This window comes from Collinsella aerofaciens (assembly GCF_902501475.1).
Classification (GTDB): Bacteria; Actinomycetota; Coriobacteriia; order Coriobacteriales; family Coriobacteriaceae; genus Collinsella; species Collinsella aerofaciens_AL.
On sequence record NZ_CABWIF010000033.1, the window covers coordinates 61583 to 88042 of the forward strand.

The window sequence follows — 26460 nt, forward strand, 5'->3', positions numbered from 1 at the left end:
ACCTACTCGTCCACCTTGAGGATCGCCATAAAGGCCTCCTGCGGGACCTCGACCGAGCCGATGGCCTTCATGCGCTTCTTGCCCTCTTTCTGCTTCTCGAGCAGCTTGCGCTTACGCGAGATATCGCCGCCGTAGCACTTGGCAAGCACGTCCTTGCGACGCGCTTTGACGGTGGAGCGGGCAATGATCTTGTTGCCGATAGCGCCCTGGATGGGCACCTCGAACAGCTGACGCGGAATAATCTCCTTGAGCTTGTCGCATAGGCCGCGGGCAAGACCGTAGGCCTTGTCCTTGTGGACGATAAACGACAGCGCGTCCACCTCGTCGCCCGAAAGCAAAATATCGAGCTTAACGAGCTCGGAGGGACGGTACTCGTTGAACTCGTAGTCGAGCGAAGCGTAACCCTTGGTGCGGCTCTTGAGCTGGTCAAAGAAGTCCAAAATGAGCTCGGCGAGCGGTATATCAAAGCGCATCTCGACAGACTTGCTCGTGAGGTGAATCATATCGGTAGTAATGCCGCGATGCTCAATGGCGAGCTGCATAACGGCGCCCGTGTACTCAGGCGGGCAGATGATCTTTGCCTTGAGGTAGGGTTCCTCGATACGCTCGATGCGCGTGGCCTCGGGAAGGTCCTGCGGACTACGGACATCGATCATTTCGCCGTCAGTCTTGTAGACGTGATAGTCGACCGATGGACTCGTGGCAATGAGGTCAAGATTGAACTCGCGCTCCAGGCGCTCCTTGACGACCTCCATATGCAGCAGGCCCAGGAAGCCCACGCGGAAGCCAAAGCCGAGCGCCACCGAGGTCTCGGGCTCCCACACCAACGACGGGTCGTTGACGTGCAGCTTATCGAGCGCGTCACGCAGGTTCTCGTAGTCCTTGTTATCGATCGGGAACAGGCCCGTATAGACCATGGGCTTGGCCTCGCGGTAGCCGGGAAGCGGCTCGGGGCAGGGATTCGACGCCCACGTGAGGGTATCGCCCACGCGAACGGCCTCGGGGTCCTTCAGGCCCGTGACCACGTATCCGACCTCGCCGACCGTCAGCGCGTCAACCGGAGTCTCGGCGGGACGCTTGACGCCCACGCCATCGACCAAAAAGTCGCCCTTTGCCTGCATCATGCGCAGGGTATCGCCCTTTTTGATGGAGCCGTCAAAGATGCGCACCGTGGCGACGACGCCACGATACTCGTCGAAGTATGAATCCAGAATGAGTGCCTTAAGCGGTGCATTCGCATCGCCCTTGGGCGGAGAGATCAGAAAGACAATGGACTCCAGCAGATCGTGGATGCCCTCGCCGGTCTTGCCCGAGACACACACGGCATCATCGGCAGGGATCGCCAGGTCATCCTCGATCTCGGTCTTAACCTCGTCGGGATGAGCCGAGGGCAGGTCGATCTTGTTGATGGCCGGCACAATGTCCAGATTGGCGTTCATGGCGAGCGTCGCGTTGGAGACGGTCTGCGCCTCGACGCCCTGCGTGGCGTCGACGACGAGCACCGCGCCCTCGCAGGCGGCCAGCGAACGCGAGACCTCGTAGGTAAAGTCCACGTGGCCCGGCGTATCGATCAGGTTGAACTGATACGTCTCGCCATCGTCGGCGTCATAGGAAACGCGAACGGCATTGGACTTGATCGTGATACCGCGCTCGCGCTCGATATCCATGGTGTCGAGCAGCTGCGACTCCATGTCGCGTTCGTCGACTGTATGGGTGAGTTCGAGGATACGGTCACTGATCGTGGACTTGCCATGGTCGATGTGCGCAACGATTGAGAAGTTGCGGATGTGGGAAATGTCAATTGAAGTATTCATGCGGACTATCTTACCCGAGCGGTACAAAAAATGGAGCCTGTTCCATAAAACAGGCTCCATTTATGCGCGTAATCTGTTTGGTGTGAAATTTACAACTTAGGCGTTGATGCTGTTCACGAGCTTGGCAAGACCGGACTTACGGTTGGATGCCTGGTTCTTGTGGATAACATGCTTGGCAGCAGCCATATCGAGACGCTTGGTGACGGTCTTGAGGGCAGCCTGGGCCTTCTCGGCGTCGCCCTCGGCGACGGCGGACTGGACGTGCTTGGTCAGCGTCTTGAGCTCGGACTTGACAGCCTTGTTACGCATGCGAGCTGCCTCATTGGTGCGGATACGCTTCTTCTGAGACTTGATGTTTGCCACTTCTGGAGTTCCTTTCGAGTTCCTTGCAAAAAATGTATGACACCTCTGAGACACGGTGAGGTCATGCAAGCGCCTACTATAGCACGCTCCCCCTCAAAGGGATAGAACGAATTTGTCAAATAGGCAGGTATCATCACGATTTACTCAAGATGTTCGTAATCCAGAGCAAAAGCGCGGTCTCAGAATCGGCCGAACCCTTGAGCGCGAGCTCTACATCGACCGCCCCCTCGAGCGCCGCGACGAGCTCTGCCATCGAAAAGCGACGTGCCCAGGTCAGGTGATTCTTAACCTGCCAGGACTGGAGCTTGAGCGTTGCGGCCAGCTCACGACCCTGTCCGCGCGCATCGAGCGCCTTGGCGACGATAAGCTCGCGGATGCGGCCGCACAGCAACGTGTACGTCCACACGTAGCTCTTGGCGGGCATTAGATTGAAGAGCTCGAGCGAACGGCGCATGTCACGGGCCGAGACCGCATTGAGAAAGTCCCAGGGTTGAACCTCGGCCGTACGTACAATCCAGCGCTCAACGTCGGCAAGCTCAATTTGCGGTGCCTCGACCATCTGGGCAAGCTTAGCCAAGTCGTTATCGAGCATGCGAGTGTTTTCACCCGAACGCGAGACGAGCTCCTCGGCGGCCGCCGTCGAGATCGACTTGCCGTGCTGCGTCGCCATCTGTTGCACGCGGCGCGGTAACTCCCAGCGCTTGGTGCCGGAGCAATCGATCACGGCCTTCTTGTCGATTTTGGCGATCGCCTTATACAGGCGCGTGTTCTTGGCAAGCGAGTCGGCGATGATAAGGCAGACCGTCGTGGGGCTGGGACTCGCCAGATACTCAACGAGCGGCTCCGAGACCGCCTTGGCAAGCTTTGAACAGCCGTCAAGGATTACCAGGCGAAACTCGCTGCCCATCGGAAAGGTGTTAAGCGATCCGATAATGGACTCGATATCGGGGTCCTTGGTCATGTCGCGCTCGTCGAGGTTGAACTCGACCATACCCGACTTTTCCAGACGCGCTTTCATACGCGAGACGGCGTGATCGCGCTTGACTCCGTCGGTACCGACGATCAGATATGCCGGCAGCAGACCGGTTTCGGACATTGCGCTCCCCTCCCGCAGGCCTTCGTATTCGCTCCGTGCCATTCTAGCCCAGGGGCCCACCACACGCCAACGACGTCGTCACAGTCGCTGGCATCGCATCGCAAAGCCATTCGCAGTCGGCATGACGGTAATGTCGCCGTGTTCGATGGTGCACGCGAACACACCACCCGCTTCCTTCACGGCATCGATGCAGACATCGGACGGATGGCCGTATCGATTCCCCTCGCCCGCGCTCGCGAGGGAAAGCTCGGGTCTCAGGACGTCCAGCAACTCCCCATCAACTGAAACCTTGGAGCCGTGATGCCCAAGTTTAAGTACATCGATATCCCCCACCTCCTGCACGAATTCCCGTTCTTGGTCGAGCTCGGCATCACCGGTGAGGAGCATACGCAGCCTCTTGCCTTCCTGAACATAAGAGAGTAGCAGGACAAGCGAGTCCTCATTTCCCTCGCCATCCACGGACTCGAATGGCCACATCACGCGGGCGCAAAATGAGCCGATGTCGACCGTATCCCCACAGCGCACCTGCCGATACTCAACGCCAGGTCGGTTCAATACCTCGGCAGGAGCATCCTCCAGCGCATCCGCCGCCACGGCAATCGTTCCGACCGAAAACCGTCCGAGCACGGCAGGCAGACCACCCCAGTGGTCCTCATCCCAATGCGTCACAAAGACGGCATCGATATGGTGCACGTTATTGCGAACCAACGCCGCTACCACGCGCTCGTCGAGCCCGCAGTCGACGAGTGCTACCGCGCCGCCCTGGCGGATAAGAATCGCATCCGCCTGGCCCACATCGAGCACCGTCACCGAAGGCGGAGCGAATCGATCCCAGTAGACGTACGGAATCGCAGCCAAGAGCACCAGGCATGCAAGCCCCACCGCCATAGGACGTGCACGGGGACGCGGCCACCAGACCAGCAGAACCGCCAGCAAACACGGCACTAGGTAAATCCACATGCTATCGGGCGGCACGCTCACGGATGCACCCGGCACGGCGGCAAACAGCTGCCCGAAGAACAGCGCGCAACGGGCGACAATCATGGGCACAACGAGCACCCAAGTCCGCAACGGTGTCACAAGCGAAAAGGGAACCAGCACGATCGATACGGCAAGCAGTACGCTCACCACCGGACCGATGACCGCATTTGCCAGCGGAGCAATGAGCGAGAACGTACCGAATGCAGGAATGGTAATGGGAAGTGTCGCCAGTTGCGAGCACAGCGTGACGGAAAGCATGCTGGCGACGCCCGATGGCACACCCAGCTCACCCAAAGCGTAGGTCGCATAGGGGCAAAAGCACAAAATGGCAAAGACGCTGGCACATGAAAGCTGAAAGCCCATCTCGAACAGCACCGTCGGCCGCAGCAGCACAAAGATGGACATGGTTGCGAAGAGTGCCGATGCGCCGTGCCGGCGACGCCCCGCGCCGTTTACGACAAGCGTCGCGAACACCATGCAGCACGCGCGCACGGCCGAGGGAGACGCGCCAGTAAAGGCAGCGTAGCCAACAAGCGTTATCGCCAATATCGCCCGCTGAAGACCACGTGAGCACCGAGTTTTTTGCAATAAACCCTCGATTACAAACCCCACGATAGCCAAATGGCTGCCCGAGACGGCGATAAGATGCGCCGTTCCCGTTACCGAAAACCAGTCGCCCGCCGGCTGGGCGCGTAGCTCGGCCGAACGACCGCAGACGACACCGGCTATGAGCGCACGCGCCGGGTCGGTCGCAGGCGCGATGGACGCTAGCAGCCCATTTCGCAGCCGAAGCAGCGGCCCCGGAGAGCCCCCATCGACCGACACAACTCGAACGGCTTGAACCTTGCGCACCTCGCCTCGGAGCACGCGCGATCGTCCATATGGATCGTTCTCAAAACGTGAAACGCGACCGATAACACGCACGTGCGCCCCGACCTTGAGCTCGCGGTCAAACGATAGACGAACCGTTGCCAAGTTCTTACCGTCCGCGCGTGCCTCGCAGGTATAGGAATACACGTCGTCGTTTATGGATGGATCACCCTGCACGACAAACTCGAGGCTGCTAGCCGCTCGACCGTCGAGCGCCTTCGAGGCGCCTAGCGTGCCCACAGCCCACCACGCCGAGACGACCGCTCCCGCCACGAGACCGACGGACGCGGCATACAGCCACCGCTTCCAAGGGGCAAGCCGCGCACAAGATTGAGCCAGCACAACGAAGACCGCCGCCGCAACGGGAATGGCCCATAGCAGCCCGACCGCCGGCGCCTGCTCCCTCAGCAGCGCATCAGCGGCCACGTTGAGCACCAAGGCGCAGCTCATGCACATGCCGGCACACAGGGCCATCGTCCACGGCATCAGGGGCCGCGGAGGCATCACATGTTCGCGCTCGGTCGCACTCATACGCAGATGCAATCTTTGATTTTGGCAAGCTTCTTCTCGCCGATTCCCGACACACGAATCAGATCGTCAACCGAGGCAAAAGCACCGTTCTTTGTCCGCTCATCGATAATCGACTGGGCCATGGAGGGACCGATGCCCGAGAGCGTCTGTAGCTCTGCCGCGCTTGCCGTATTGATATTTACTAGGCCTGTTGCGCCACTCACGCCCGATGATGCGGAAGCCCCGCCATCAACACCGGCTTCCGCAATGGACGCCTGCTGCTCCCCTACCGTTGGAACGTGAATCTTCTGTCCATCAACGACCTTAGATGCCCGATTGAGCCCCGTAACGTCTGCCTCGGGCGCCAGCCCGCCGGCGGCATCAATCGCCTGAGCCACCCGCGCGCCGTCCTTGAGACGATATACACCGGGCGACACAACGGCGCCATCGACATCGACATAGACCTCTGCCGCGGCAGAAGCCTTAGTCGAAGAACCTTCGGATGTCTTTCCGCTCGAGGCATCACCGGATCCCGGATCCACCAACGAGCCCGAACCGTCAGTGCGCTCAAACGACACGCCACCGGCACCGCCGCCAAGGTTCGCCATCGCCAGTCCACTCGCCATCGCAATGACGACCAATATCGCCATCACCACTGCCTTATGACCGAACAGCTTGTCCGCCAAGCGGTCCATCCGTTTGACTCGTTCGTGTTGTTCGCGCTGCGCCATAGCAAAACCTCCCAACACCATCGTGTCAGGAAGGGAGCTCCACAACAGCCACGCTCCAAAACCGGTTTTAACGGTCAAACCAAAAACCGACCAAAACCTTGCACAAATCTGTCCATTTATTCAGGCACACGTCAGCAAATGAACACTTAGCCGCAAAATGCCCAGATAGCAAAAGGCCGACGATGTAGGCGCATCGTCGGTCTATGCACAAATTTACTCGTGATTTTGGTAAATCTCACGCGGAGCAAGCTCCGAATGTTTGCGTTTTAAGGTCTTAGGGGCCTTATACGTGTTGCTTTCGAAGTCGATATACTCGGTCTGCTTGAGCAGGCGCTCGATCATCTCCTCGTGATCGAACAACTCCCAGGCCTCATGCACGGCATCGAGTTTAGCGTGCGTCTCGGGACGGCGCGGCATAAACAGCGTGCAGCAGTCGGGAGCGGCCTCAGTCGAGATATCGAACGTACCAATCTCCTCGGCGCGCGCGATAATCTCCTGCTTGTCCGAACCGATGAGAGGACGGAACACGGGGATCTTCACGGCCTCGTTAACGGCCATGATATTCTCAAGCGTTTGGGAGGCAACCTGTCCAAGCGATTCGCCCGTCACGATGGCCTTGGCGCCCTCGATGTGTGCAATGCGCTCGGCAACCGAATACATAATGCGGCGATACATGATCACGCGCAGGTTGCTGGGACAGGTGACCGAAATCTCACGCTGGCAGTCGCCAAACGGCACCACGTACAGGCGGCCGATCTGGACACCCGGCTCAAGCGCACGGATGATGTCCTGCACCAAATACTCGCTCGTGTCGGGCGTCTGCGGACGACCTGAGAAATGTACCGGCACGCACACCGCGCCGCGACGCGCGAGCATCCAGGTCGCCACCGGAGAATCAATACCCGACGACAGCAGCGTCACGACCTTGCCGGCAGAACCCACCGGCAGACCGCCCACGCCGCGCTCAGAGCGCGCGTACACATAAACGCTACCCTGGACCACCAGTACGTGCACCATCGCATCGGGGTCGTGCATTTGAACCTTTTTATCGGGGAAGGCCTCGCACAGCACCTCGCCCACCTGACGATTGATGTCAATCGAGGTGAGCTCATAGTCGGTATTGGAGCGCTTGGCGTGCACCTTAAACGAATCGAAGGAACCAAACTCGCGCAGCGCCTTCACGGCGGCGGCACAGTACTCCTGAGGGTCGCGATTGGTGTGATACGCCAAAGACACGCGAGCAACGCCGGGAACGGTGCGAATGACACGCGCCGCCTCGTCGGCCTGATGCTCGTTAAAGGTCACGAGGATATAACCGGAAATTCGAGACACGGCATTCACGGAAAAGGCGGCCAAGGCCGCCTTGATGTTATCCATGAGGATATGCTCAAAATGTGCGCGGTTCTTACCCTTCAGTCCAACCTCGTGATAGTGGACCAGGCAGACGCGAGCCGCCATTTAGGCTTCAGCAACCTTGTGGCCGAGCGCTTTCTCGTAACGGGCCTCGTCGTAAGAGATGTCGCCGTCGACAATCTCGTCCATAGCCATCGAAATGGTATCGGCACCGGAAAGCCCGATGGTGATGTCATCGACATCCTGGACGGCAAGCACGCGGTTGTGCTGGCCACGCAGCATGCTGTTAATGTCGCAGGCGCGCTTGGAGGCAAGCGAAGCGAGCAGGAAGCGGTTGTGATCGGTCTTCTCCAGAAGATCGTCAATGCAAGGCTTTACAACGGACACGGACCTCAGATCCTTTCATGCATATCGAGAACGCGAACGAGCTCATCGGTCGCGCGGTCGAGATCGTCATTAACCACGACGTCGTCGTAGCGGTCGGCAAGGGCAAGCTCATCGGCGGCGTTTGCCATACGCAGCTCAATCGTCTCGGGCGTCTCGGTACCGCGACCGACCAGGCGCTCGCGGAGTACCTCAAGCGAAGGCGGCTTGATAAAGATCAACACGGCCTCGGGGAAACGCTCCTTCACCTGCAGGGCGCCCTGGACATCGATCTCCAAAATCAGAGATGCGCCAGAGGCGAGCTTGGATGTGACCTCGCTCACCAACGTGCCGTAGCAGTTACCGTGGACCTCGGCCCACTCAACAAACTCACCGTTTGCCACGCGGCGGTCGAACTCCTCGCGCGTCAGAAAAAAGTAGTTGACGCCGTCGACCTCACCTTTGCGTGGTGCTCGCGTGGTAGCCGAAACCGTCAGGCCCAGGTTCGAGCGGCGCTCGCGCACACGAGTGACGAGCGTACCCTTCCCTGCGCCTGACGGTCCAGAAATCACAAAGAGCTTGGAATCCTGAGCGCTCACTTATTTGGTCAGCTGCTCGAGGAGCTGCTCGCGCTGACGGACGCCGAGGCCCTGGACGCGACGGGTAGCGGAGATACCAAGCTCCTCCATGATCTTGGCAGCCTTGGCCTTGCCATAACCAGGAAGAGACTCGATGAGGGTGGAAACCTTCATGCGGGAAGCGATGGGGTCATCGGAGTTGAGCACGGACTCGAGGGACTTCTCGCCCTTCTTGATCTGCTCGCGAAGCTCAGCGCGGGCGTGCCGTGCGGCAGCAGCCTTCTCAAGAGCCTGCTTACGCTGCTCATCGGTAAGCTGAGGGAGTGCCATTCGTACCTCCAAATAGTTGGGTTATATCTGATTCAATAATTGGCATTTTAGCACGTAGAACGTACAAAATGCCCAATCGCGGCTCCATAGGTTAGACGATACCCGCAAAAAGTGCAATATACTGCGCCCAAAGTTAAGCCCCTGACCTGCGATTCCACACAAAGGATGGGAAAGTTTACGCAGGCACAGGGGCTATTTTGTGCTAATGAGACCCAAAAGTGGTGACTTAGGGGAATCTTTTAGGCGACGTTTTCGACCAGCTCGGCGACGACGGCGTCAAAGGCGGCAACCGGATCGTCGGCGCCGGTGATGGGACGGCCCACCACAATGTGGCTCGCACCGCGCTCGATAGCCTGGGAAGGCGTCGCCACGCGGGACTGGTCACCAAGGGCGGCACCCACCGGACGCACACCCGGAGTCACGATCAGGGCATCAGGGCCCAGCAGCTCACGCATGTCGTGAGCCTCCATCGGCGAGCACACAATGCCATCGATGCCGTTGGCCTGAGCGAGCTTTGCCAGGCGGGCGGCCTCCTCGGCCACGGGCGACTCGACGCCGATCTCGCTCAAGGCATCCTGATTCATGCTCGTGAGCACGGTGATGGCGACGAGCTTGGCGCGGTCCTCGCGCGCCTCCTCGGCACCCTCGCGGCAGGCAGCGAGCATGGCGCCCGAACCCAAGCCGTGAACCGAGAGCAGGTCGGCACCGGCAAGCGAGGCCGAACGGGCGGCACCGCGAACCTGATGCGGAATATCATGGAACTTAAGGTCAAGGAAGACCTTAAAGCCCAGGTCCTTAAAGGTCTTGACGATCTCGGGGCCCTCAGCGTAATAGAGCGTCATACCAACCTTAAGCCAGGCGGCATGGCCCGAAAGCTCGTGGGCGAGCTCGAGCGCACGCTCACGATCGCAGTCGAGGGCGACGATTACGCGGTCGCGGGCATCGGCCTCTAGCATTCGAAAGCACCTACCAGCTCGTTGATGTCCTTTACGCCCTGGGACTCGGCCCAGGCCTCGAGCTCATGCGCGATCTTGAGCGAAGCGCACGGATCGACGAAGTTGGCCATGCCAACCGACACGCAGGTGGCACCGGCCAGGATAAACTCGGCCGCATCCTCGCCGGTCATGACACCGCCGACACCGTTGATGGGGATATCGACGGCCTGGGCGACCTCCCAGACCATGCGCACGGCGATGTGGTGGCACAGCGGGCCCGAAAGGCCGCCCTTGGGCTTTGCCACGCGGGACTTGCGGGTATGGACGTCGATGGCCATGCCCTGGATGGAGTTAATGACCGAAAGGCCGTCGGCGCCGGCGGCTTCGAGGGCCTTGGCGATCTCGGCGACGTTGACCGGCGCCATCTTCACGAACAGCGGCTTATCGGTCACCTTGCGGCAGGCAGCCATAACGGAAGAGGCGCCCTCGGGCGTAGAGCCCATGGCGGCACCGCCGGCGGCGATGTTGGGGCAGCTCACGTTGATCTCGTAGCCGGCAGCCCAGGGGCATAGCTCGACATACATCTCGAGCGCGCGCACAAACTCGTCAACGGAGTGGCCGGCAACCTGACAGATGACCTGGCAACCGTCCTTGGACAGTTGCTCGAGCCACGGGCCGGACTCGCGGGCAAAGGCGGCCACGCCGGGGTTCTGAAGGCCCACGGAGTTGATCATACCGCCGGGGATCTCGGCCATGCGGGGCGCGGGATTGCCGGGCCAGGGCTCGGCTGCGCAACCCTTGGTGGTGATGGCGCCCAGCTGGGAAACATCAAAGAAGTTCTGGAACTGCCAACCGTAGCCAAAGGTACCGGCTGCGGTGTTGATGGGGTTCTGCATCTTGACGCCGCCGAAATCGACGGCCATGTTCACGGTACCCACTAGAAGACCACCACCTTGGAAGCATCGAACACGGGGCCGCACATGCAGGCGCCCTTCATACCGTCAACCGTCTCGACATTGCAGGTGTTGCAGGCGCCAAAGCCACAGCTCATCATGCGCTCGAGCGACACCTCACAGTACACACTGGCCTCAGCGGCAGCGGCGGCGACTTTCTTCATCATGACGGCGGGACCGCAGCTGGCTACGTAGTCGTAGCCGCCCTCGCCGAGCAGCTCGGCTGCCGGGTCGGTGCAAAAACCGTGCGTGCCGAGCGAGCCGTCGTCGGTGCAAACGTTGACCGTGGCGCCCAGCGCGCGGAACTCATCGACACCCACGGCCTTGGACGCGGTGCCAAAGCCCAGGCACACGTCGACGGCCACACCCTGCTCGGCAAGCTTGTCGGCAAGGCACAGCACGGGCGGAACACCGATGCCACCGGCGACGAGCAGGGCCTTCCTGGTGCCCTCGGGTACCATCCAGCCACGGCCACCGGGGCCCAGCAGGTTAGAGGTGGAGCCAGGGCCCATCTGGGACAAACGACGGGTATCGTCGCCCACGACGGCGTACCACAGCTCGACGGTGCCGGCCTCGGCGTCGGCGCGGTAGTAGCTCAGGGGCACGCGAAGCAGCGAGGACGCATCGCCGGGTACGGCGATGTTCACAAACTGACCGGGCTTGAGCGCACTTGCAAGCTTGGGGGCCGAGATGACGAGCGAGAAGATGCCATCGGCGATCTCCTGGTTCGAGACGACCTCGAAGTCGTGCATGCGTGCAGTGGAAGGTGTGGGCATAGACGCTCCAATCCCCCATGCGGTTGCATGGTCCAAACGAACAGAAAGCGCGGCACCGCAAGGGCGCCGCGCACAAAAGCGACAAGGCTATGCTAGCAGATGCAGCCGTCGGCAAGCGTCTGTTTACCGCCGACAAACACATCGGTGGCTCGACCGGTGAGCGTACGGCCGGCAAAACCGGAGTTCTCGGCGCGCGACTCGTAACCGTCCTCGCCGACCGTCCAGGTGGCAGCGGGATCGAACACGGTCAGGTCGGCAACGGAGCCCGCCTTGACCTGAACCTGGTCGAGGCCCAGGATCTCACGCGGTTTGATGGCCATGAGCTCGACCATGCGGCCCATGCTCATCTTGCCCGTGTTGACCAGCTCGGTGAGTACGAGCGACAGCGAGGTCTCGAGGCCGATCATACCAAAGGGCGCAAGCTCGAACTCACGGGCCTTCTCCCACGGGGTGTGAGGAGCGTGATCGGTGACGATAACGTCGACGGTGCCGTCGATGACGCCCTGACGGATGGCCTCGGCATCCTCCTCGGTACGCAGCGGCGGGTTGACCTTGAGCGAGGTGTTGTAGGTCTCGTCCAGGTCGTTCTCGGTCAGGAACATGTGGTGCGGGGTGGCCTCGCAGGTAACCTGAACGCCAGCGGCCTTACCGGCACGCACGATCTCCAGGCCATGGGCGGTGGAGATGTGCTGGATGTGCAGCTTGGCACCAGTCAGCTTGGCGATCTCGATGTCGCGGGCGATCTGGAGCTCCTCGCCGGCAGCCGGCCAACCCTCGAGAGCCAGACGGGTCGAAACCTTGCCCTCGTTGATCTGGCCGTGGCCGACCAGGTCCTCGTCCTGGCAGTGGCTCATAAAAACCTTGCCGAACATCTTGCCGTAGTCCATGCAGCGACGGAGCATGCCCGCGCCCTGCACGCCGCGACCGTCGTCGGTGAAGGCGACGGCGCCGTGGGCAACCATATCGCCCATCTCGGACATGGCCTCGCCCTTAAGACCGCGGGTCATGGCGCCCGACGGATAGACGCGGCAGTGACCGACCTCGGCAGCACGGGACTTGACGAACTCCACGACGGTGCCGTTATCGGTGACGGGATCGGTGTTGGGCATGGAGCACACGCCGGTAAAGCCGCCCTTGGCAGCCGCGCGGGTGCCGCTCTCGATGTCCTCTTTGACCTCGTAGCCGGGCTCGCGAAGGTGAACGTGCATATCCACCAGGCCGGGGACGAGGTACTTGCCGGAAAGGTCGCGGACCTCGGCTCCCTCGACGGCGAGTTTCTCGCCGACCTCGGCGATCTTGTCGCCGTCAATCAGGACGTCAACGACACCGTCAAGCTCGACGGACGGGTCGACGACGTGGGCATTCTTAAGAAGCAAGGCCATTATCGGCACCTCCAAGCAGCAGATACAGGATAGCCATACGCACGCAGATACCGGCGTAGACCTGCTCCAGGATGACGGAGCGTTGCGGGTGGTCGGCCATATAGGAGTCGAACTCGACGCCGCGGTTGATGGGGCCCGGGTGGCAGATGATCGCATCGGGCTTCATGAGCTTCTCGCGGTCCCTGGTCAGGCCGAAGAGCTTGTGGTACTCGCGAATGGTCGGGAACGGGGCACCCTCGAGGCGCTCCTGCTGCACGCGCAGCATGTAGACGACGTCCAGCTCGGGCAGGACAGAATCGAGATCGCTCGTCACGTGGTCGCAGCCCAGAACCTCGGGCGCCGGCGGCAGCAGCGTGCCGGGGGCGACGGCGTAGGTCTCGCAGCCCATGATCTTAAGGGCGGGAATCAGCGAGCCGCAGACACGGGAGTGTGAGATATCGCCGACGACGGCGACCTTCAGACCGTGGAAGTCACCCTTATGCTCCCAGATGGTGTACAGGTCGAGAAGGGCCTGCGTGGGGTGGTTGTGCTTGCCGTCACCGGCGCAGATGACGCTCGCGGGCGAGTTCTGCGTGACGATGTAGGGAGCACCGGCGTGCTTATCGCGCACGACGATGCAGTCGATCTTATAGGCGTTGAGGGTCTCGACGGTGTCGACGAGGCTCTCGCCCTTGACCGTAGAGGTCGAGGAGCCGCCAAAGTTAAGGCTATCGGCCGAAAGGCGCTTCTCGGCAAGCTCGAAGGAGCTGCGGGTGCGCGTCGAGGGCTCGTTGAACATGTTGACGATGGTCTTGCCCTTGAGCGTGGGGACTTTCTTGATCGCACGCTCGTTGACCTCGGAGAACGCCTTGGCGGTCTCGAGGATGAGCTTGATGTCCTCTTCGGAGTACTCGGTAATGTCGATCAGGTGCTTATGGTTGAACGCCACGGTACTACTCACCTCCCAGCGGCGCAGAACCCACGTGGGAGCCCGGCGCGACGTCGTTGATCTCGACGGCGGTGTGGCCGTCGACTTCCTTCATATATAGATGCACGTTCTCCTCATGCGACGAGGGAACGTTCTTGCCGACAAAGTCCGGCGAGATGGGGAGCTCGCGGTGGCCGCGGTCAACGAGGACTGCCAACTCAATGCGGCTCGGACGGCCCAGGTCCATGACGGCGTCGAGAGCGGCGCGGATGGTACGGCCCGTATACAGGATGTCGTCCACCAGCACGACGCGCTTGCCGTCGACGCTAAAGGGAATGTTGGTGGCGTGGATCGCGGGAGCGAAATTGGTCGCATAGTCATCGCGGTAGAAGCTGATGTCGAGGCTGCCGAGCGGAACTTCGACGCCCTCAATCTCCTTGATCTCCTCAGCGAGCTTCTTTGCCAGAAGGTCGCCGCGCGTGACGATGCCGACCAGAGCGAGGTCTTCACAGCCCTCGTTGCGCTCGAGAATCTCGTGCGCGATGCGGGTCATCGCTCGATTGACGGCGGTCTCGTCCATGATGACCGCCTTGGGGGAAGTCGTGCCCATCGATCTCCTTCCTCACATGTCTTGACTGCTGACACAGTCAAAAAAATAGATGCCCGACCGCTCAAAGCGGACCAGACACCCACAGGAAGGGCTGCTCATTGGCAGCTATGTAATTCCATGTGGGTATCTCGTACCCCTTTAATGGTCAAGTGATAGTGTAGCCAACCTCGAGCCTAATTGCGAGCATAAATACAAAGCAATCCGAAAACGGAGCCCAACGCACCATAAAGCTATATATATTTGTGGGACGAGCTTGAAAACCTTGTTGCGAGCTGGCATAATCCCCTCTGCCGCACGCAAATCGGATCTACGTCCAGGGCCGTGGCGTGGGCACTATCGCCAAAAGAGAAATATCTCTGTGTAGATTACGCACAGGGATCTGCTTCTGTGCTATAGTTCAGGCTTGTTTGTTAACGCGACATGTTCGTTTGTCGCCCAAGGAGGGTCAGTTATGTCCAAAGTTTGCGAAGTTTGCGGTAAGCACCCCGTTGCCGGTCGCTCCATCAGCCACTCTCACCGCGTCACCAACCGTAAGTTCCGCCCCAACATCCAGCGCGTCTACGTTGTCGTCGACGGTCACCGTCGCAAGATGAACGTTTGCTCCACCTGCCTCAAGTCCGGCAAGGTTGCGCGCTCCTAAATAAGGTCTTACCAACAAGTACCTCGGACTCTCCGGGTCAAAGACCTCGCGTTCACATAGAACTTACCAAAGGCGTCCTCCCCTACGGAGGGCGCCTTTTTGCACTCATTGGGGACAGACTTACATGAGTGATTTCACGCATTTGGGACAGACATAACGCGTGCCGGCATCGGTTCGCCCCCTGCCTCACGCAGCCTCCTTCCAGCCTGTGGTGGCCTTGGTTACGCTTGAAGAGCCGATACCAGTGATACGGGCAATTTGCTTGACCGTGAGATGTGCCCGCCTAAGCCTCAGCAGACAGGCATCGCGTTCGGGGCGTGGCAAGGCCTTGAGCAGCGCAGGATCTATGCTGGGCAGGACTTCGCGCGCAACAGAAAGAGCATCCTCATCGGGGATCCGTCGGCGCGGAAGAATCTCCTCTGACCAGATGCGCCCGGCAACTTCCTCGATATGCTCGCAATAGCAACGGGAACCTCCGACAATATCGAGCATAGGGGCCGCATCGCAGATGTCAAAGGGATCGTAGCCCAGCTGGTATGCCCTAAAGCTTGACCAGCGGTATGCTTCGAGAGAGTCGATCGCACCTTTCACAGGATTGAGATGGATATAATCGAGAAGCTGCACCGCCTGTGTGTCCGACTCAACCGCAACACGCGAATAGCGATTGTCAAACAGATGGCCCGTTCTTCCCGTTTTCCCATTGAAATACTTAGCATACGCCGTCAGTGCGCACTGCATTGCCTTTGAAAGGTTGTCATATGGGTCATCAACCATCAAATGGAAGTGGTTGTCCATAAGGCACCAAGCCAACACTGCCACTTTATGGCGTGCAAACCTGTCCGAGATGTCCGATAAGAAACGATATCGGTCAGAGTCATCTTCAAAAATAATCTGTTTGGAGTTGCCACGGTCAAAGACGTGGTAATAGCCGGTGAGCGAAACGGCGCGGGCACATCGGGGCATAATCTCTCCTTTCAAAACTGAACAGGCAACACCTAAAAGGAGAGAAGGAACGCGAAATGCTGAGCCTGTGACCTATTTATATCCAATGATCGGCAAAAACAGGTTCAGAACGGCAAAATGGCAAAACGATGTCTGTCCCAAATGAGTGAAAGCACTCATGTAAGTCTGTCCCCAATAAGTGAGGCGATGCACTGGCAGATAGTTGTTGTTAAAACGCTTCAGTTTATTGAAGCGTTTTAGTGTGCCTTTTACAGGAATCTTACCGTTCGCCGAATAATTTCTTGCTATCATGCAAGGCGTAGGGTAAATCTCCGATCGCAAGGAGACACAAATGGTGAAAAAGTCACCGGAAAACACTACTCCCGCCATCGTGGACAACGTGGAGGCGCTTGAGGCCAAACTCAAATCTATGCGTGAGGCCCAGGCTAAATTCGCTGAGTACACTCAGGAGCAGGTAGACAAGATCTTCTACGAGGCTGCTATGGCCGCCAACAAGGCTCGTATTCCTTTGGCCAAGCTCGCCATCGAGGAGACCGGCCGTGGCGTTCTCGAGGACAAGGTCATCAAGAACCACTACGCCGCTGAGTACATCTACAACGCTTACAAGAACACCAAGACCTGCGGTGTCATCGAGCGCGACGACGCTTACGGCATCACCAAGGTCGCCGAGCCGATCGGTATCGTTGGCGCTGTCATCCCGACCACCAACCCGACCTCCACGGCCATCTTCAAGACCCTCATCTGCCTGAAGACCCGTAACGCCATCATCATCTCCCCGCACCCGGCAGCCGCCAAGTGCACCATCGCCGCCGCCAAGCTCGTTCTCGACGCAGCTGTCAAGGCCGGTGCTCCTGAGGGCATCATCGGCTGGGTCGACAAGCCGTCCATCGAGCTGACCAACATGGTCATGCGCGACGTCGACATCATTCTCGCAACCGGTGGCCCGGGCATGGTCAAGGCTGCTTACTCCTCCGGTAAGCCCGCACTCGGCGTCGGCGCCGGCAACACCCCGGTCATCATCGACGATACCGCGGACATCAAGCTCGCCGTCAACTCCATCATCCACTCCAAGACCTTCGACAACGGCATGATCTGCGCTTCCGAGCAGTCCGTGACCGTCATCGACACCATCTATGACCAGGTCAAGGCCGAGTTCCAGAAGCGCGGCTGCTACTTCGTCAAGCAGGGTGCCGAGATGGAGGCCCTGCGTGCCGCCATGTTCAAGAACGGCGCTCTCGATCACCGCATCCCCGGCATGGCTGCCGCCAAGATCGCCGAGCTCGCCGGCATCGAGGTTCCCGCCAAGACCAAGATCCTGATCGCCGAGGTCACCTCCACCGATCCCGAGAAGGAAGAGTTCTCCCACGAGAAGCTCTCCCCGGTCCTCGCTATGTATCACGCCAGTGACTTCCAGGAGGCCGTTGACAAGGCAGAGCACCTCGTCCTCGCAGGTGGCCCGGGCCACACCGCCTCTCTCTACGTGCACCCGGCACAGAGCGAGAAGATCGCTAAGTTCCAGCACGTCATGAAGGCCTGCCGCATCGTCATCAACACCCCGTCCTCGCACGGCGGCATCGGTGACCTCTACAACTTCGGCATGAAGCCGTCTCTAACCCTGGGCTGCGGCTCCTGGGGTGGCAACTCCGTCTCCGAGAACGTTGGGGTGAAGCACTTGATCAACGTCAAGACCGTGGCAGAGCGCCGCGAGAACATGCTGTGGTTCCGCGCACCCGAGAAGGTCTACTTCAAGAAGGGCTGCACGCCCGTCGCACTCGACGAGCTCGGCACCGTAATGGGCAAGAAGCGCGCCTTCATCGTTACCGACCAGTTCCTCTTCAAGAATGGCAACACGCGTGCCATCGAGGCCAAGCTCGATGAGATGGGCATCGCTCACGACTGCTTCTACGACGTTGAGCCCGATCCCTCCCTGCAGTGCGCACGTCGCGGCGCCAAGCAGATGACGCTCTTCGAGCCGGATGTCATCATCGCCGTTGGCGGCGGTTCCGCAATGGACGCCGGCAAGATTATGTGGATGATGTACGAGCACCCCGAGGCGAACTTCGAGGACATGGCCATGGACTTCATGGACATCCGCAAGCGTATCTTCACCTTCCCCGAGATGGGCAAGAAGGCTTACTTCGTCGCCGTCCCGACCTCTTCGGGCACTGGCTCCGAGTGCACGCCGTTCGCCATCATCACCGACAAGGAGACCGGCATCAAGTGGCCGCTCGCCGACTACGCGCTGCTCCCCAACATGGCAATCGTCGACGCTGACAACTGCATGACCGCCCCGAAGGGCCTCACCGCAGCTTCCGGTATTGACGTCATGACCCACGCCATCGAGTCCTACGTCTCCATCATGGCTTCCGATTACACCAAGGGCCTCTCCGAGCGCGCCGCAAAGCTCGTCTTCGAGAACCTCCCGAGCTCCTTCACCAACGGTGCCAAGGATCCGCACGCTCGCGAGGAGATGCACAACGCATCCTGCATGGCCGGTATGGCATTCGGTAACGCCTTCCTGGGCCTCAACCACTCCATGGCCCACAAGCTCGGCGCTTTCCACCATCTGCCCCACGGCCTCGCAAACGCAGTCATCCTGACCCGCGTCATGCGTTACAACGCCGCCGAGGCTCCTGTCAAGATGGGAACCTTCTCTCAGTATCCTTACCCCAACGCGCTGCACAACTACGCCGAGATGGCTCGTTACTGCGGCATCGACGGCAAGGACGACCGTGAGGTCTTCGAGAACTTCATCACCAAGCTCACCGAGCTCTGCGACTTCATCGGTGTCAAGCACACCATCGCTGAGTACGGCGTTGACGAGAAGTACTTCCTCGACACCCTCGACGAGATGACCGAGCAGGCATTCAACGACCAGTGCACCGGCGCTAACCCCCGTTACCCGCTGATGAGCGAGATCAAGGAGCTCTACCTTGACGCCTACTACGGCCGCGAGCCTCAGGACTACGCCGTCTGCTAGTTTTAGCACGGTTTTTAACGGCGGGGGTGCACGGGTGTTTCACACACCCCCGCCGTCGCTTCTATCGCATCGTTGAAAGGATGCAACCATGCTGCTACCCGATTCCAAGACCGAGCTCGTCCGCCGTGGCAACAAGGTCGTTTACGACCTGGGCGACAAGATCGTCAAGGTCTTTAACGAGACCAAGCCCGTCTCCGACGTGTTCAACGAGGCTTTGAATCTTGCCCGCATCAATGAGTGCGGCATCCGCAGCCCCAAGGCTCTCGAGGTTTCCCAGCTCGAGAACGCCAACGGCTGGGCGCTCGTGACCGAGAAGGTTCCGGGCACTACCCTTGCCGAGAAGATGACTGCCGAGCCCCAGCGCTTTGGTGAGTACCTCGAGATTTTCGTCGACCTCCAGATCGAGATCCACGGCTACACCTCCCCGCTGCTTAACCGTCAGCGCGACAAGTTCGCCCGCATGATCGACAGCCTTGATCAGCTCAATGCCACCACGCGCTACAACCTTCAGGAGCGTCTGGACGGCATGACCAAGGAGTTCAAGGTCTGCCACGGCGACTTCAACCCCTCCAACGTCATCGTCGGCGACGACGGCCAGCTCTATGTGTGCGACTGGGCACACGCTACCCAGGGCTCCCCTGCTGCCGACGTTGCCACCACCTACCTGCTCTTTGCCCTCAACAGCAAGGACCAGGCCGAGGCCTACCTGGAGCTCTACTGCGACCGCGCCGACATGCCCATGCAGGTCGTGCGTCAGTGGACGAGCATCGTCGCCGCTTCCGAGCTCGCTCGTAAGCGCAACGTGAACGATGAGTTCCTGAAGAACTGGATCGACGTCGTCGATTATCAGTAATATCTGAGCGATTTATTTCGCATCGGAGGCACAAAGAAAACCCCGCAGCTCATATGGGCTGTGGGGTTTTTCTTTTAGCGATTGAGCACGACGGCAAGATAAAAGGGCGGCCTCGCATCTCCCCAATCTGGAGAAATGCGAGGCCGTCCCGCATATCGAACTACAAGCGAAATCGTAGATTAACGGCGTGCTGCCTTCACCAGCTCGGCAACCTTGGCGACGACCTCGTCGATCGCCACATCCTCGCGCTCACCCGTGGCACGGTCCTTGAGCTCAACGGTGCCATTCTTAAGGCCACGCTTACCCAGAACGACCTGATACGGGAAGCCCATAAGGTCGTTGTCGGCAAACTTAAAGCCGGGACGCTCGTCGCGGTCGTCGACGACAACCTCGATACCCTCGGCGCACAGGCCATCAACGATCTGCTCGCAGACGGTAGCGCACTCCTCCTTCTTGGGATCGAGCGGAATCACCGCGACCTCGTACGGGGCAACGGAGACCGGCCAGACGATACCGTGCTCGTCGTTGTGCTGCTCCACGACGGCAGCGAGCGAGCGGGACACACCAACGCCGTAGCAGCCCATGATGAGCGGCTTCTCCTTGCCGTCCTCGTCCATAAAGGTGGCACCCATGGCCTCGGAATACTTGGTGCCCAGCTGGAAGACCTGAGAGACCTCGATGCCGCGGGCAGCGGAGAGCGGCTTGCCGCAGTGCGGGCAGGGGTCGCCGGCGACAACGGTGACCAGATCGGCCCACTCATCGACGGTAAAGTCGCGCTCGGGGCAGGCGCCGGTAAAGTGATAATCGACCTCGTTGGCACCGCAGGCCCACTGCTTGGAATCGCGCAGGCTCTCGTCGCACACCAGACGAATGCCATCGGGCAGGTTAACCGGTCCGATAAAGCCCTTGTGCAGACCGTTCGCCTGAAGCTCCTCGTCGGTCATCATGCGATAGCCCTTGCCAAAGACGTGCTCGGCCTTGCAATCGTTGAGCTCGTGATCGCCCGGAACAATGGCCACGACCGGCTTGCCCTCGGCGTCGATGAGCGCCAGCGACTTGCGCGTGCCGTTCTCGGGGAACCCAAAGAACTTAGCAACTGCCTCAATGGTGCCCATGCCCGGAGTCTCAACCTTGGTGAGCGTACCGTCACCAGGACCCTCGGTCACGACGACCTTGGTACTTGCCGCCTCGTCATCGGCAGCAAAGCCGCAATCGTCGCAGTAGACGAGCGAAGCCTCGCCGGCGTCGGCCAAAGCCATGTACTCGACGGAGGTATCGCCACCGATCTCACCGGAGTCGGCAACAACGGGCAGGGCCTTGATATAGCAGCGCTCGCAGATGTTAGCGTAGGCCTGCTTCATCTTGTCATACTCCTCCTGCAGGCTCTCCTGCGTGGCGGAGAAGCTGTAGGCGTCCTTCATGATGAACTCGCGACCGCGCATCAGGCCAAAGCGGGGGCGGAACTCGTCGCGGAACTTATCCTGGATGTGGTAGAGGTTAACGGGTAGCTGCTTGTAGGAGCGCAGCTCATTGCGCACCAGGGCCGTGACGGTCTCCTCGTGCGTGGGGCCCAGGACGAACTCGCGACCGTGACGGTCGTCAAAGCGCACAAGCTCCTTGCCATAGGCGTCGATGCGGCCGGACTCACGCCACAACTCGGCATCGACCATGATAGGCATCATAAGCTCCTGGGCGCCGGCGGCGTCCATCTCGTCGCGCACGATGTTCTCGATCTTGCGAATCGAGCGCCAAGCAAGCGGCAGGTAGGAATATAGACCGGCGGCCTCCTTGCGGATCATGCCGGCACGGAGCAGCAGACGGTGGCTGGCGAGCTCAGCGTCCGCCGGATCCTCTTTAAGCGTCGGCGCATAAAGCTTAGACATATACATTGCTCGGGTCATTTATTTCTCCTCAATAAGCTTGTCGACCTCGGCCATAAGCGCGTCGACAATTTGGTCCTCAGCTACTTTACCAATGATCTGGCCATGCGAAAAGAGCAAGGCCTGACCACGTCCGCAAGCAACGCCCAGATCGGCATCAGAAGCCTCGCCGGGGCCATTAACGGCACATCCCATCACAGCGATCGAAAGCGGCGCGGAGTAGTTCTTAAGCCGCTCGGTAACCTCCTCGGCAATGGGAATAAGGTTAACCTGGCAGCGGGCGCACGTGGGGCACGAGACAATCTCGGGACCACGGCGACGCAGGCCCAGCGACTGCAAAATTCCCCAGGCAACCGGCGGCTCCTCAACCGGATCGGCTGTGAGCGACACACGCATGGTGTCGCCAATGCCTTCGGAAAGCAAGATACCCAAGCCTACAGAGCTCTTGATGGTGCCCTGGAGCTTGGTCCCCGCCTCCGTCACGCCCAGGTGAAGCGGAACGTGGGGAATCTCACGCGACAGGGCTCGATAGGTATCGAGCGTCGTCTGCACGCTATGGGCCTTGGCGGAAAGCACTATGTTGGTAAACCCACGATCCTCAAAGTGCCGCACAAAGCGCTCGCTCGACATCACGAGCTTCTCGGGCTGTGTGAGGTCGTCGCGCTCGGCGATATCCTGCTCAAGCGAGCCCGCGTTCACGCCAATACGAATCGCGCACCCAGCGGCACCCGCGGCGTCGATGACGGCATCGACCTTAGCCCAATCGCCGATATTGCCGGGATTGATGCGAAGCTTGGCGGCACCAGCCTCGACGGCGCCGATGGCGAGCTTATGGTTAAAGTGAATATCGGCGACGATCGGCACCGGAGACTCGGCACAGATGGTGCGGAAACCCTCAAGCGCGGCCTCGGTGGGCACGCTCACACGCACGATATCGCAGCCAGCCTGCGCCAACGCGCACACTTGCGCAAGCGTTGCCTGGGCGTCAGCGGTATCGGTGCAGGTCATGGATTGGACCACCACCGGCGCGCCGCCACCGATCTGTACACCGCCCACATGCACGGGGCGCGTCAACTCGCGCGGCAAAGGATGGGATAAAGACAATCCAAACACTCCCCTACAGAATAAATCGAAGGATGTCGGAACGAAGCATATAGACAAACAGCAGTGCGAAGAGCGCGATGCCCACATAGCTCACAATCGTCTGGACCTTGAGCGGAAGCTCGCGGCCCGCAATCTTTTGAATGATCTCGATGACCAGCTTGCCGCCATCGAGTGGTGGGATGGGAAGCAGGTTCATAAAGCCAAGCGAGAACGAAATGAGGGCGGCAAACGAAAGGAACGTGGCAGGGCCGGCAGCAGCAGCCTGTGAGGACATAACGCTAATGCCCACGATCGAAGAAGACTGATCGAGAATCTCCATCGTATGCTGCGGCTGGAGCAGGCGCATCACGCCCTGCGCTGTCTGCACGACATAGGAGAACGACAGGCGAGCCGACGTGATGGGGTCTAAACGGACCACCTGCGTAGAGGCATACACACCTAGGCGCTCGTCCTCTTTGAGCGCAACCGTGGTCGAATGCTGCTTGCCGTCACGCTCGTACTCGATGGCGATATCGTCCTTACCGGCGGCCTTGCCGATGGCATCGTAAACGTCCATCCAAGTAGAGCACGATACTCCGTCAACCGAAAGGATCGCGTCGCCGCCCTCGAAACCCGCCTTGGCGGCAATAGACCCCTCGTCAACCTGACCGATCACGTTGGTATCCATCGGCACAGTGACACCCGCAATGGAATAGATACTCATAAGGAGCAAAAAGCCCGTCAGGATATTGACAATAATGCCCGCGAGCAGCATAAAGGCGCGTTTGAGAAAGCCCTGGCCAAGATAGGTGTGCGAACGCTCTTGTGCAAGGAACTCGGCCTCGCCGCACGGCAGCTCCCACACATCGCCCTCGGCAGTTGAATGTTCGCGATCGAAACGGCGGCCGTCAAAGGTGGTGTAACCCGCCGCGTCTCGCGGCAGCGTCTGATACTTGGTGGGATAGTAGCTCGGCGAGGGCTTCTCCCCTTCCTCATACCAAGGCGCGATAGAGCCCCAACCCAAGAGCAAGGCGCATGCCTCGAGCACATCCTCCTCGGATAGCTCGAGCTCGGCGGCAAGGTCGGCCACGGTCACGCGACCATGACGATAGATAGCCGCGAGCACGCGATCGGCGCACGAGACGTCGGTCGGATCCATACCGCAGATGGCAGCGTAGCCACCCAGCAGCAGCGGGGTCACGCCAAACTTGGTTCCAATGCGACGCGACGCGTAATGGATGTCAAAGCGGCACGGCAGGCCCAAAAAGAACTCGGTCACACGGACGCCGCAGGCACGCGCCGCCAAAAAGTGGCCGCCCTCGTGCAAAAACACGAGGACGGAAAGCATCAGTAGGCCCCAAAAGACCGATGAGAGAACGCTCAGAACAGTATCCATAAAACGAAAAAGCAATCCTTATGGGTTAGGAACGGGTTGCAGCGAGCACCTGCGCAGCCTTTTCACGCGCCCACGCATCGATGTCGCGAAGCTGCTCAAACGAATCGACCGCCTGCATATCGTGGGCATCCATGCAGGATTCCACAATGCGATCGATATCGGTAAAGCTGCAGCCATCGTGCAGGAAGGCATCGACGGCGACCTCGTTGGCGGCATTGAGCACGCACGGCATGGTGCCACCCGTCTTGCCGGCACGTTCGGCCAGTGCCAGACAGCGGAAGGTATCCATGTCGGCAGCATCAAACGTGAGCTGCCCCAGCTCGCGGAAATCGATACGAGGCGCCGGGGTATCCCAACGCTCGGGATACGAGAACGCAAACTGGATGGGAATACGCATGTCGGAAGCACCGAGATGCGCCATCACGGAGCCGTCGGCAAACTCGACCATAGAGTGAATCTTGGACTGACGCTGCACGACCACGTTAATGAAATCGAGGTCGCAGTTAAACAGATGCATGGCCTCAATGCGCTCTAGGCCCTTGTTCATGAGGGTGGCGGAGTCGATGGTGATCTTGGCGCCCATGGCCCACGTGGGATGTGCGAGGGCATCGGCACGCGTCACGCGATTGAGCTCGTCGCGCGTGCGGCCAAAGAACGGACCGCCCGAGCAGGTGAGCCAAATACAATGAGCCTCGCGCGGGTCCTCTCCCAGATAGCACTGGTAGATGGCGGAGTGCTCAGAGTCGACTGGAATAAGCTGGCCCGGTTGTGCCAACGGCATAAGCAAGTCGCCACCGACGACGAGGGACTCCTTGTTGGCAAGAGCAAGGCGCTTATTTGAGGTCAAGGCCGCATGGCTCGCCTCGAGACCGGCGGCGCCCACAATAGCAACGAGCACGCAGTCGACATCGTCGCGACGCGCGAGCTCGCAAACCGCCTGCGCGCCAAGGCCGAGCTTCGTTCCCTTGGGCAACTCCTGCAGCACGGCGTCATCGCCATGAGCGACATCGGCCACGGCAACCGCCGGAACCGAGAACTCGCGGGCAGCGGCAACGAGCTCGGAGGTACTGGAGTTAACGGACAGCGCCGTCACCTGCAGGCGATCGGCATGCTGGCGGCACACATCGAGCGCCTGGGTGCCGATAGAGCCCGTACAACCCAGGATGGCAACACGGAGACGTCCATCGGGGCCATACGTCGTCTGGAAGGACATTACAGCACGCCTCCGATCATCAAAAGCAGCTGCGCGGTAATGCAGCCAAAGATAAGCGAATCGCTACGATCGAGCATGCCGCCGTGGCCCGGGATAAGGTTACCGGAATCCTTAACGCCCACACCGCGCTTGATGCGCGACTCGATGAGGTCTCCGATAACGCCCAGGACGGACACGACCACGCCGCACAGCAGCGCATAGGGCAGGCTGAGCTTGTAGAAGTGCGTCGCCCACAGGATGAGCCAAATCAAAACCGAGCCCAGGATGCCGCCGACAAACCCCTCCCAGCTCTTTTTGGGAGAGATCTTGGGAACCATCTTGTGTTTACCGATACGGCTGCCCACGATGTAGGCAAACGAATCGGAGACCCAAAGGGACGCACAAACGCCCACCGAAAGCAGGGCGCCGGCAAAACCGGGCACGGCATCGCGCAGCAGCACGATAGCCGACAGCATAAAGCCAGTGTAGATGGGACCCATGAGCGTCACGGCCACATCAGAGATGCGGGTACGCGGCGACCAGACATACCAAATGCCCACAGCGAGCATCAGGGCAAAAAGCAGGACATTCAGCAACATCGAATCGCCCAACGCCGACAGCGGAAAGAGTACGGCAGCAGCGATACCCATGCGCTCGTTAGCCATCTTGCCATCGAGCCTCGTCATACGGAAAAACTCATAGCAGCACAGACCGCTCATGACAGAAACAAAGATGGCCGTGGGCACAATACCCAAAACCAGGCACAGGATAAAGACAACGGCATAGACGATACCGGCGGCGGCACGGGTGATAAAGCCGGCAAGCCACGAACCGGTGCCATTGTTCGCTGCGGGCGCTCCCGCAGCGACAGCCTTGCGCTCAGATGTCTTGGGAGCAATTGCCTTGGGACGATCGGACACG

General features: G+C 60.0%; 24 protein-coding genes. 3 read left to right on the forward strand and 21 right to left on the reverse strand.

Annotated elements, in window-relative coordinates; genetic code table 11:
• Positions 1 to 2 precede the first annotated feature (2 nt).
• From lepA to pyrR, 15 genes are all read right to left on the reverse strand, one after another.
• Positions 3 to 1814, reverse strand: a complete 1812-nt coding sequence (gene lepA / locus GDJ93_RS06725; RefSeq protein ID WP_152068215.1) for a translation elongation factor 4 — start codon at positions 1812 to 1814, stop codon at positions 3 to 5.
• 96 nt (positions 1815 to 1910) lie between these two features.
• On the reverse strand, positions 1911 to 2177 hold the full coding sequence (rpsT, locus tag GDJ93_RS06730; protein WP_022094714.1) for a 30S ribosomal protein S20: 267 nt from the start codon (positions 2175 to 2177) through the stop codon (positions 1911 to 1913).
• 133 nt (positions 2178 to 2310) lie between these two features.
• Positions 2311 to 3273 carry a DNA polymerase III subunit delta gene (holA, locus tag GDJ93_RS06735; RefSeq protein WP_152068216.1) on the reverse strand — a complete coding sequence of 321 codons (963 nt, stop codon included), beginning with the start codon at positions 3271 to 3273 and terminating at the stop codon, positions 2311 to 2313.
• Positions 3274 to 3351: 78 nt separating this feature from the next.
• Positions 3352 to 5655, reverse strand: a complete 2304-nt coding sequence (locus GDJ93_RS06740) for a DNA internalization-related competence protein ComEC/Rec2 (protein WP_152068217.1) — start codon at positions 5653 to 5655, stop codon at positions 3352 to 3354.
• On the reverse strand, positions 5652 to 6329 hold the full coding sequence (locus GDJ93_RS06745; protein WP_226812514.1) for a ComEA family DNA-binding protein: 678 nt from the start codon (positions 6327 to 6329) through the stop codon (positions 5652 to 5654). Before GDJ93_RS06745 ends, GDJ93_RS06740 begins: the two co-directional genes overlap by 4 nt.
• A gap of 249 nt (positions 6330 to 6578) precedes the next feature.
• Positions 6579 to 7823: a tRNA uracil 4-sulfurtransferase ThiI gene (gene thiI / locus GDJ93_RS06750; protein ID WP_152068219.1), complete on the reverse strand. Its 1245-nt coding sequence runs from the start codon at positions 7821 to 7823 to the stop codon at positions 6579 to 6581.
• Complete coding sequence (locus tag GDJ93_RS06755; protein WP_035138532.1) at positions 7824 to 8105, reverse strand: DNA-directed RNA polymerase subunit omega; 282 nt, start codon at positions 8103 to 8105, stop codon at positions 7824 to 7826.
• Between the two features lie 5 nt (positions 8106 to 8110).
• Positions 8111 to 8680: a guanylate kinase gene (gene gmk, locus GDJ93_RS06760; protein ID WP_006236131.1), complete on the reverse strand. Its 570-nt coding sequence runs from the start codon at positions 8678 to 8680 to the stop codon at positions 8111 to 8113.
• On the reverse strand, positions 8681 to 8989 hold the full coding sequence (mihF, locus tag GDJ93_RS06765) for an integration host factor, actinobacterial type (protein ID WP_006236130.1): 309 nt from the start codon (positions 8987 to 8989) through the stop codon (positions 8681 to 8683).
• Positions 8990 to 9228: 239 nt separating this feature from the next.
• Positions 9229 to 9945, reverse strand: a complete 717-nt coding sequence (gene pyrF / locus GDJ93_RS06770; RefSeq protein WP_152068220.1) for an orotidine-5'-phosphate decarboxylase — start codon at positions 9943 to 9945, stop codon at positions 9229 to 9231.
• On the reverse strand, positions 9939 to 10847 hold the full coding sequence (locus GDJ93_RS06775; protein WP_006236128.1) for a dihydroorotate dehydrogenase: 909 nt from the start codon (positions 10845 to 10847) through the stop codon (positions 9939 to 9941). Before GDJ93_RS06775 ends, pyrF begins: the two co-directional genes overlap by 7 nt.
• Before the next feature lie 14 nt (positions 10848 to 10861).
• The gene (locus GDJ93_RS06780; protein ID WP_035138534.1) at positions 10862 to 11629 is read right to left on the reverse strand and encodes a dihydroorotate dehydrogenase electron transfer subunit; all 768 of its coding nucleotides are present in this window, start codon (positions 11627 to 11629) and stop codon (positions 10862 to 10864) included.
• Positions 11630 to 11745: 116 nt separating this feature from the next.
• Entirely contained in the window at positions 11746 to 13035 is a 1290-nt protein-coding gene (locus GDJ93_RS06785) for a dihydroorotase (protein ID WP_152068221.1), read from the reverse strand.
• A complete protein-coding gene (locus GDJ93_RS06790; protein WP_152068222.1) occupies positions 13019 to 13963 on the reverse strand; it encodes an aspartate carbamoyltransferase catalytic subunit in 945 nt (314 codons plus the stop codon). Before GDJ93_RS06790 ends, GDJ93_RS06785 begins: the two co-directional genes overlap by 17 nt.
• Before the next feature lie 4 nt (positions 13964 to 13967).
• On the reverse strand, positions 13968 to 14552 hold the full coding sequence (pyrR, locus tag GDJ93_RS06795) for a bifunctional pyr operon transcriptional regulator/uracil phosphoribosyltransferase PyrR (protein ID WP_117770320.1): 585 nt from the start codon (positions 14550 to 14552) through the stop codon (positions 13968 to 13970).
• 451 nt (positions 14553 to 15003) lie between these two features.
• Here pyrR and rpmB point away from each other — a divergent pair, with 451 nt between their 5' ends.
• Positions 15004 to 15192 (forward strand): 50S ribosomal protein L28, encoded by a 189-nt coding sequence (gene rpmB, locus GDJ93_RS06800; RefSeq protein ID WP_022094725.1) that lies wholly within the window; start codon positions 15004 to 15006, stop codon positions 15190 to 15192.
• A 186-nt stretch (positions 15193 to 15378) separates the two neighbouring features.
• On the opposite strand, the gene GDJ93_RS06805 is transcribed toward rpmB, so the two are convergent.
• Positions 15379 to 16155: a transposase gene (locus tag GDJ93_RS06805; RefSeq protein ID WP_152068223.1), complete on the reverse strand. Its 777-nt coding sequence runs from the start codon at positions 16153 to 16155 to the stop codon at positions 15379 to 15381.
• 331 nt (positions 16156 to 16486) lie between these two features.
• Between GDJ93_RS06805 and adhE the strand changes: the two genes are divergently transcribed.
• Both adhE and GDJ93_RS06815 read left to right on the forward strand, forming a co-directional pair.
• Positions 16487 to 19135, forward strand: a complete 2649-nt coding sequence (adhE, locus tag GDJ93_RS06810) for a bifunctional acetaldehyde-CoA/alcohol dehydrogenase (RefSeq protein ID WP_152068224.1) — start codon at positions 16487 to 16489, stop codon at positions 19133 to 19135.
• 88 nt (positions 19136 to 19223) lie between these two features.
• The gene (locus GDJ93_RS06815) at positions 19224 to 19988 is read left to right on the forward strand and encodes an aminoglycoside phosphotransferase family protein (RefSeq protein ID WP_152068225.1); all 765 of its coding nucleotides are present in this window, start codon (positions 19224 to 19226) and stop codon (positions 19986 to 19988) included.
• 179 nt (positions 19989 to 20167) lie between these two features.
• Here GDJ93_RS06815 and GDJ93_RS06820 read toward each other — a convergent pair whose 3' ends face one another.
• Genes GDJ93_RS06820 through GDJ93_RS06840 form a run of 5 tightly spaced genes read right to left on the reverse strand, consistent with a single transcriptional unit; the run spans position 20168 to position 26459 of the window.
• Positions 20168 to 21889, reverse strand: a complete 1722-nt coding sequence (locus tag GDJ93_RS06820; protein WP_226812516.1) for a proline--tRNA ligase — start codon at positions 21887 to 21889, stop codon at positions 20168 to 20170.
• Positions 21890 to 22972, reverse strand: a complete 1083-nt coding sequence (gene ispG, locus GDJ93_RS06825; protein ID WP_152068226.1) for a flavodoxin-dependent (E)-4-hydroxy-3-methylbut-2-enyl-diphosphate synthase — start codon at positions 22970 to 22972, stop codon at positions 21890 to 21892.
• Between the two features lie 13 nt (positions 22973 to 22985).
• Complete coding sequence (locus tag GDJ93_RS06830) at positions 22986 to 24347, reverse strand: M50 family metallopeptidase (RefSeq protein WP_152068227.1); 1362 nt, start codon at positions 24345 to 24347, stop codon at positions 22986 to 22988.
• A 25-nt stretch (positions 24348 to 24372) separates the two neighbouring features.
• Positions 24373 to 25560, reverse strand: coding sequence for a 1-deoxy-D-xylulose-5-phosphate reductoisomerase (gene dxr, locus GDJ93_RS06835; protein WP_152068228.1), 1188 nt, complete (start codon positions 25558 to 25560; stop codon positions 24373 to 24375).
• A complete protein-coding gene (locus GDJ93_RS06840; RefSeq protein ID WP_226812518.1) occupies positions 25560 to 26459 on the reverse strand; it encodes a phosphatidate cytidylyltransferase in 900 nt (299 codons plus the stop codon). Before GDJ93_RS06840 ends, dxr begins: the two co-directional genes overlap by 1 nt.
• Position 26460: the final 1 nt, after the last annotated feature.

What these genes read in the sequence shown, in the direction of transcription:
- lepA (WP_152068215.1), bottom strand. Translation starts at nt 1,814, where the DNA reads ATGAATACTTCAATTGACATTTCCCACATCCGCAACTTCTCAATCGTT.
- holA (WP_152068216.1), bottom strand. Translation starts at nt 3,273, where the DNA reads ATGTCCGAAACCGGTCTGCTGCCGGCATATCTGATCGTCGGTACCGAC.
- GDJ93_RS06740 (WP_152068217.1), bottom strand. Translation starts at nt 5,655, where the DNA reads ATGAGTGCGACCGAGCGCGAACATGTGATGCCTCCGCGGCCCCTGATG.
- GDJ93_RS06745 (WP_226812514.1), bottom strand. Translation starts at nt 6,329, where the DNA reads ATGGACCGCTTGGCGGACAAGCTGTTCGGTCATAAGGCAGTGGTGATG.
- thiI (WP_152068219.1), bottom strand. Translation starts at nt 7,823, where the DNA reads ATGGCGGCTCGCGTCTGCCTGGTCCACTATCACGAGGTTGGACTGAAG.
- mihF (WP_006236130.1), bottom strand. Translation starts at nt 8,989, where the DNA reads ATGGCACTCCCTCAGCTTACCGATGAGCAGCGTAAGCAGGCTCTTGAG.
- pyrF (WP_152068220.1), bottom strand. Translation starts at nt 9,945, where the DNA reads ATGCTAGAGGCCGATGCCCGCGACCGCGTAATCGTCGCCCTCGACTGC.
- GDJ93_RS06775 (WP_006236128.1), bottom strand. Translation starts at nt 10,847, where the DNA reads ATGGCCGTCGATTTCGGCGGCGTCAAGATGCAGAACCCCATCAACACC.
- GDJ93_RS06780 (WP_035138534.1), bottom strand. Translation starts at nt 11,629, where the DNA reads ATGCACGACTTCGAGGTCGTCTCGAACCAGGAGATCGCCGATGGCATC.
- GDJ93_RS06785 (WP_152068221.1), bottom strand. Translation starts at nt 13,035, where the DNA reads ATGGCCTTGCTTCTTAAGAATGCCCACGTCGTCGACCCGTCCGTCGAG.
- pyrR (WP_117770320.1), bottom strand. Translation starts at nt 14,552, where the DNA reads ATGGGCACGACTTCCCCCAAGGCGGTCATCATGGACGAGACCGCCGTC.
- rpmB (WP_022094725.1), top strand. Translation starts at nt 15,004, where the DNA reads ATGTCCAAAGTTTGCGAAGTTTGCGGTAAGCACCCCGTTGCCGGTCGC.
- GDJ93_RS06805 (WP_152068223.1), bottom strand. Translation starts at nt 16,155, where the DNA reads ATGCCCCGATGTGCCCGCGCCGTTTCGCTCACCGGCTATTACCACGTC.
- adhE (WP_152068224.1), top strand. Translation starts at nt 16,487, where the DNA reads ATGGTGAAAAAGTCACCGGAAAACACTACTCCCGCCATCGTGGACAAC.
- GDJ93_RS06815 (WP_152068225.1), top strand. Translation starts at nt 19,224, where the DNA reads ATGCTGCTACCCGATTCCAAGACCGAGCTCGTCCGCCGTGGCAACAAG.
- GDJ93_RS06820 (WP_226812516.1), bottom strand. Translation starts at nt 21,889, where the DNA reads ATGACCCGAGCAATGTATATGTCTAAGCTTTATGCGCCGACGCTTAAA.
- GDJ93_RS06830 (WP_152068227.1), bottom strand. Translation starts at nt 24,347, where the DNA reads ATGGATACTGTTCTGAGCGTTCTCTCATCGGTCTTTTGGGGCCTACTG.
- dxr (WP_152068228.1), bottom strand. Translation starts at nt 25,560, where the DNA reads ATGTCCTTCCAGACGACGTATGGCCCCGATGGACGTCTCCGTGTTGCC.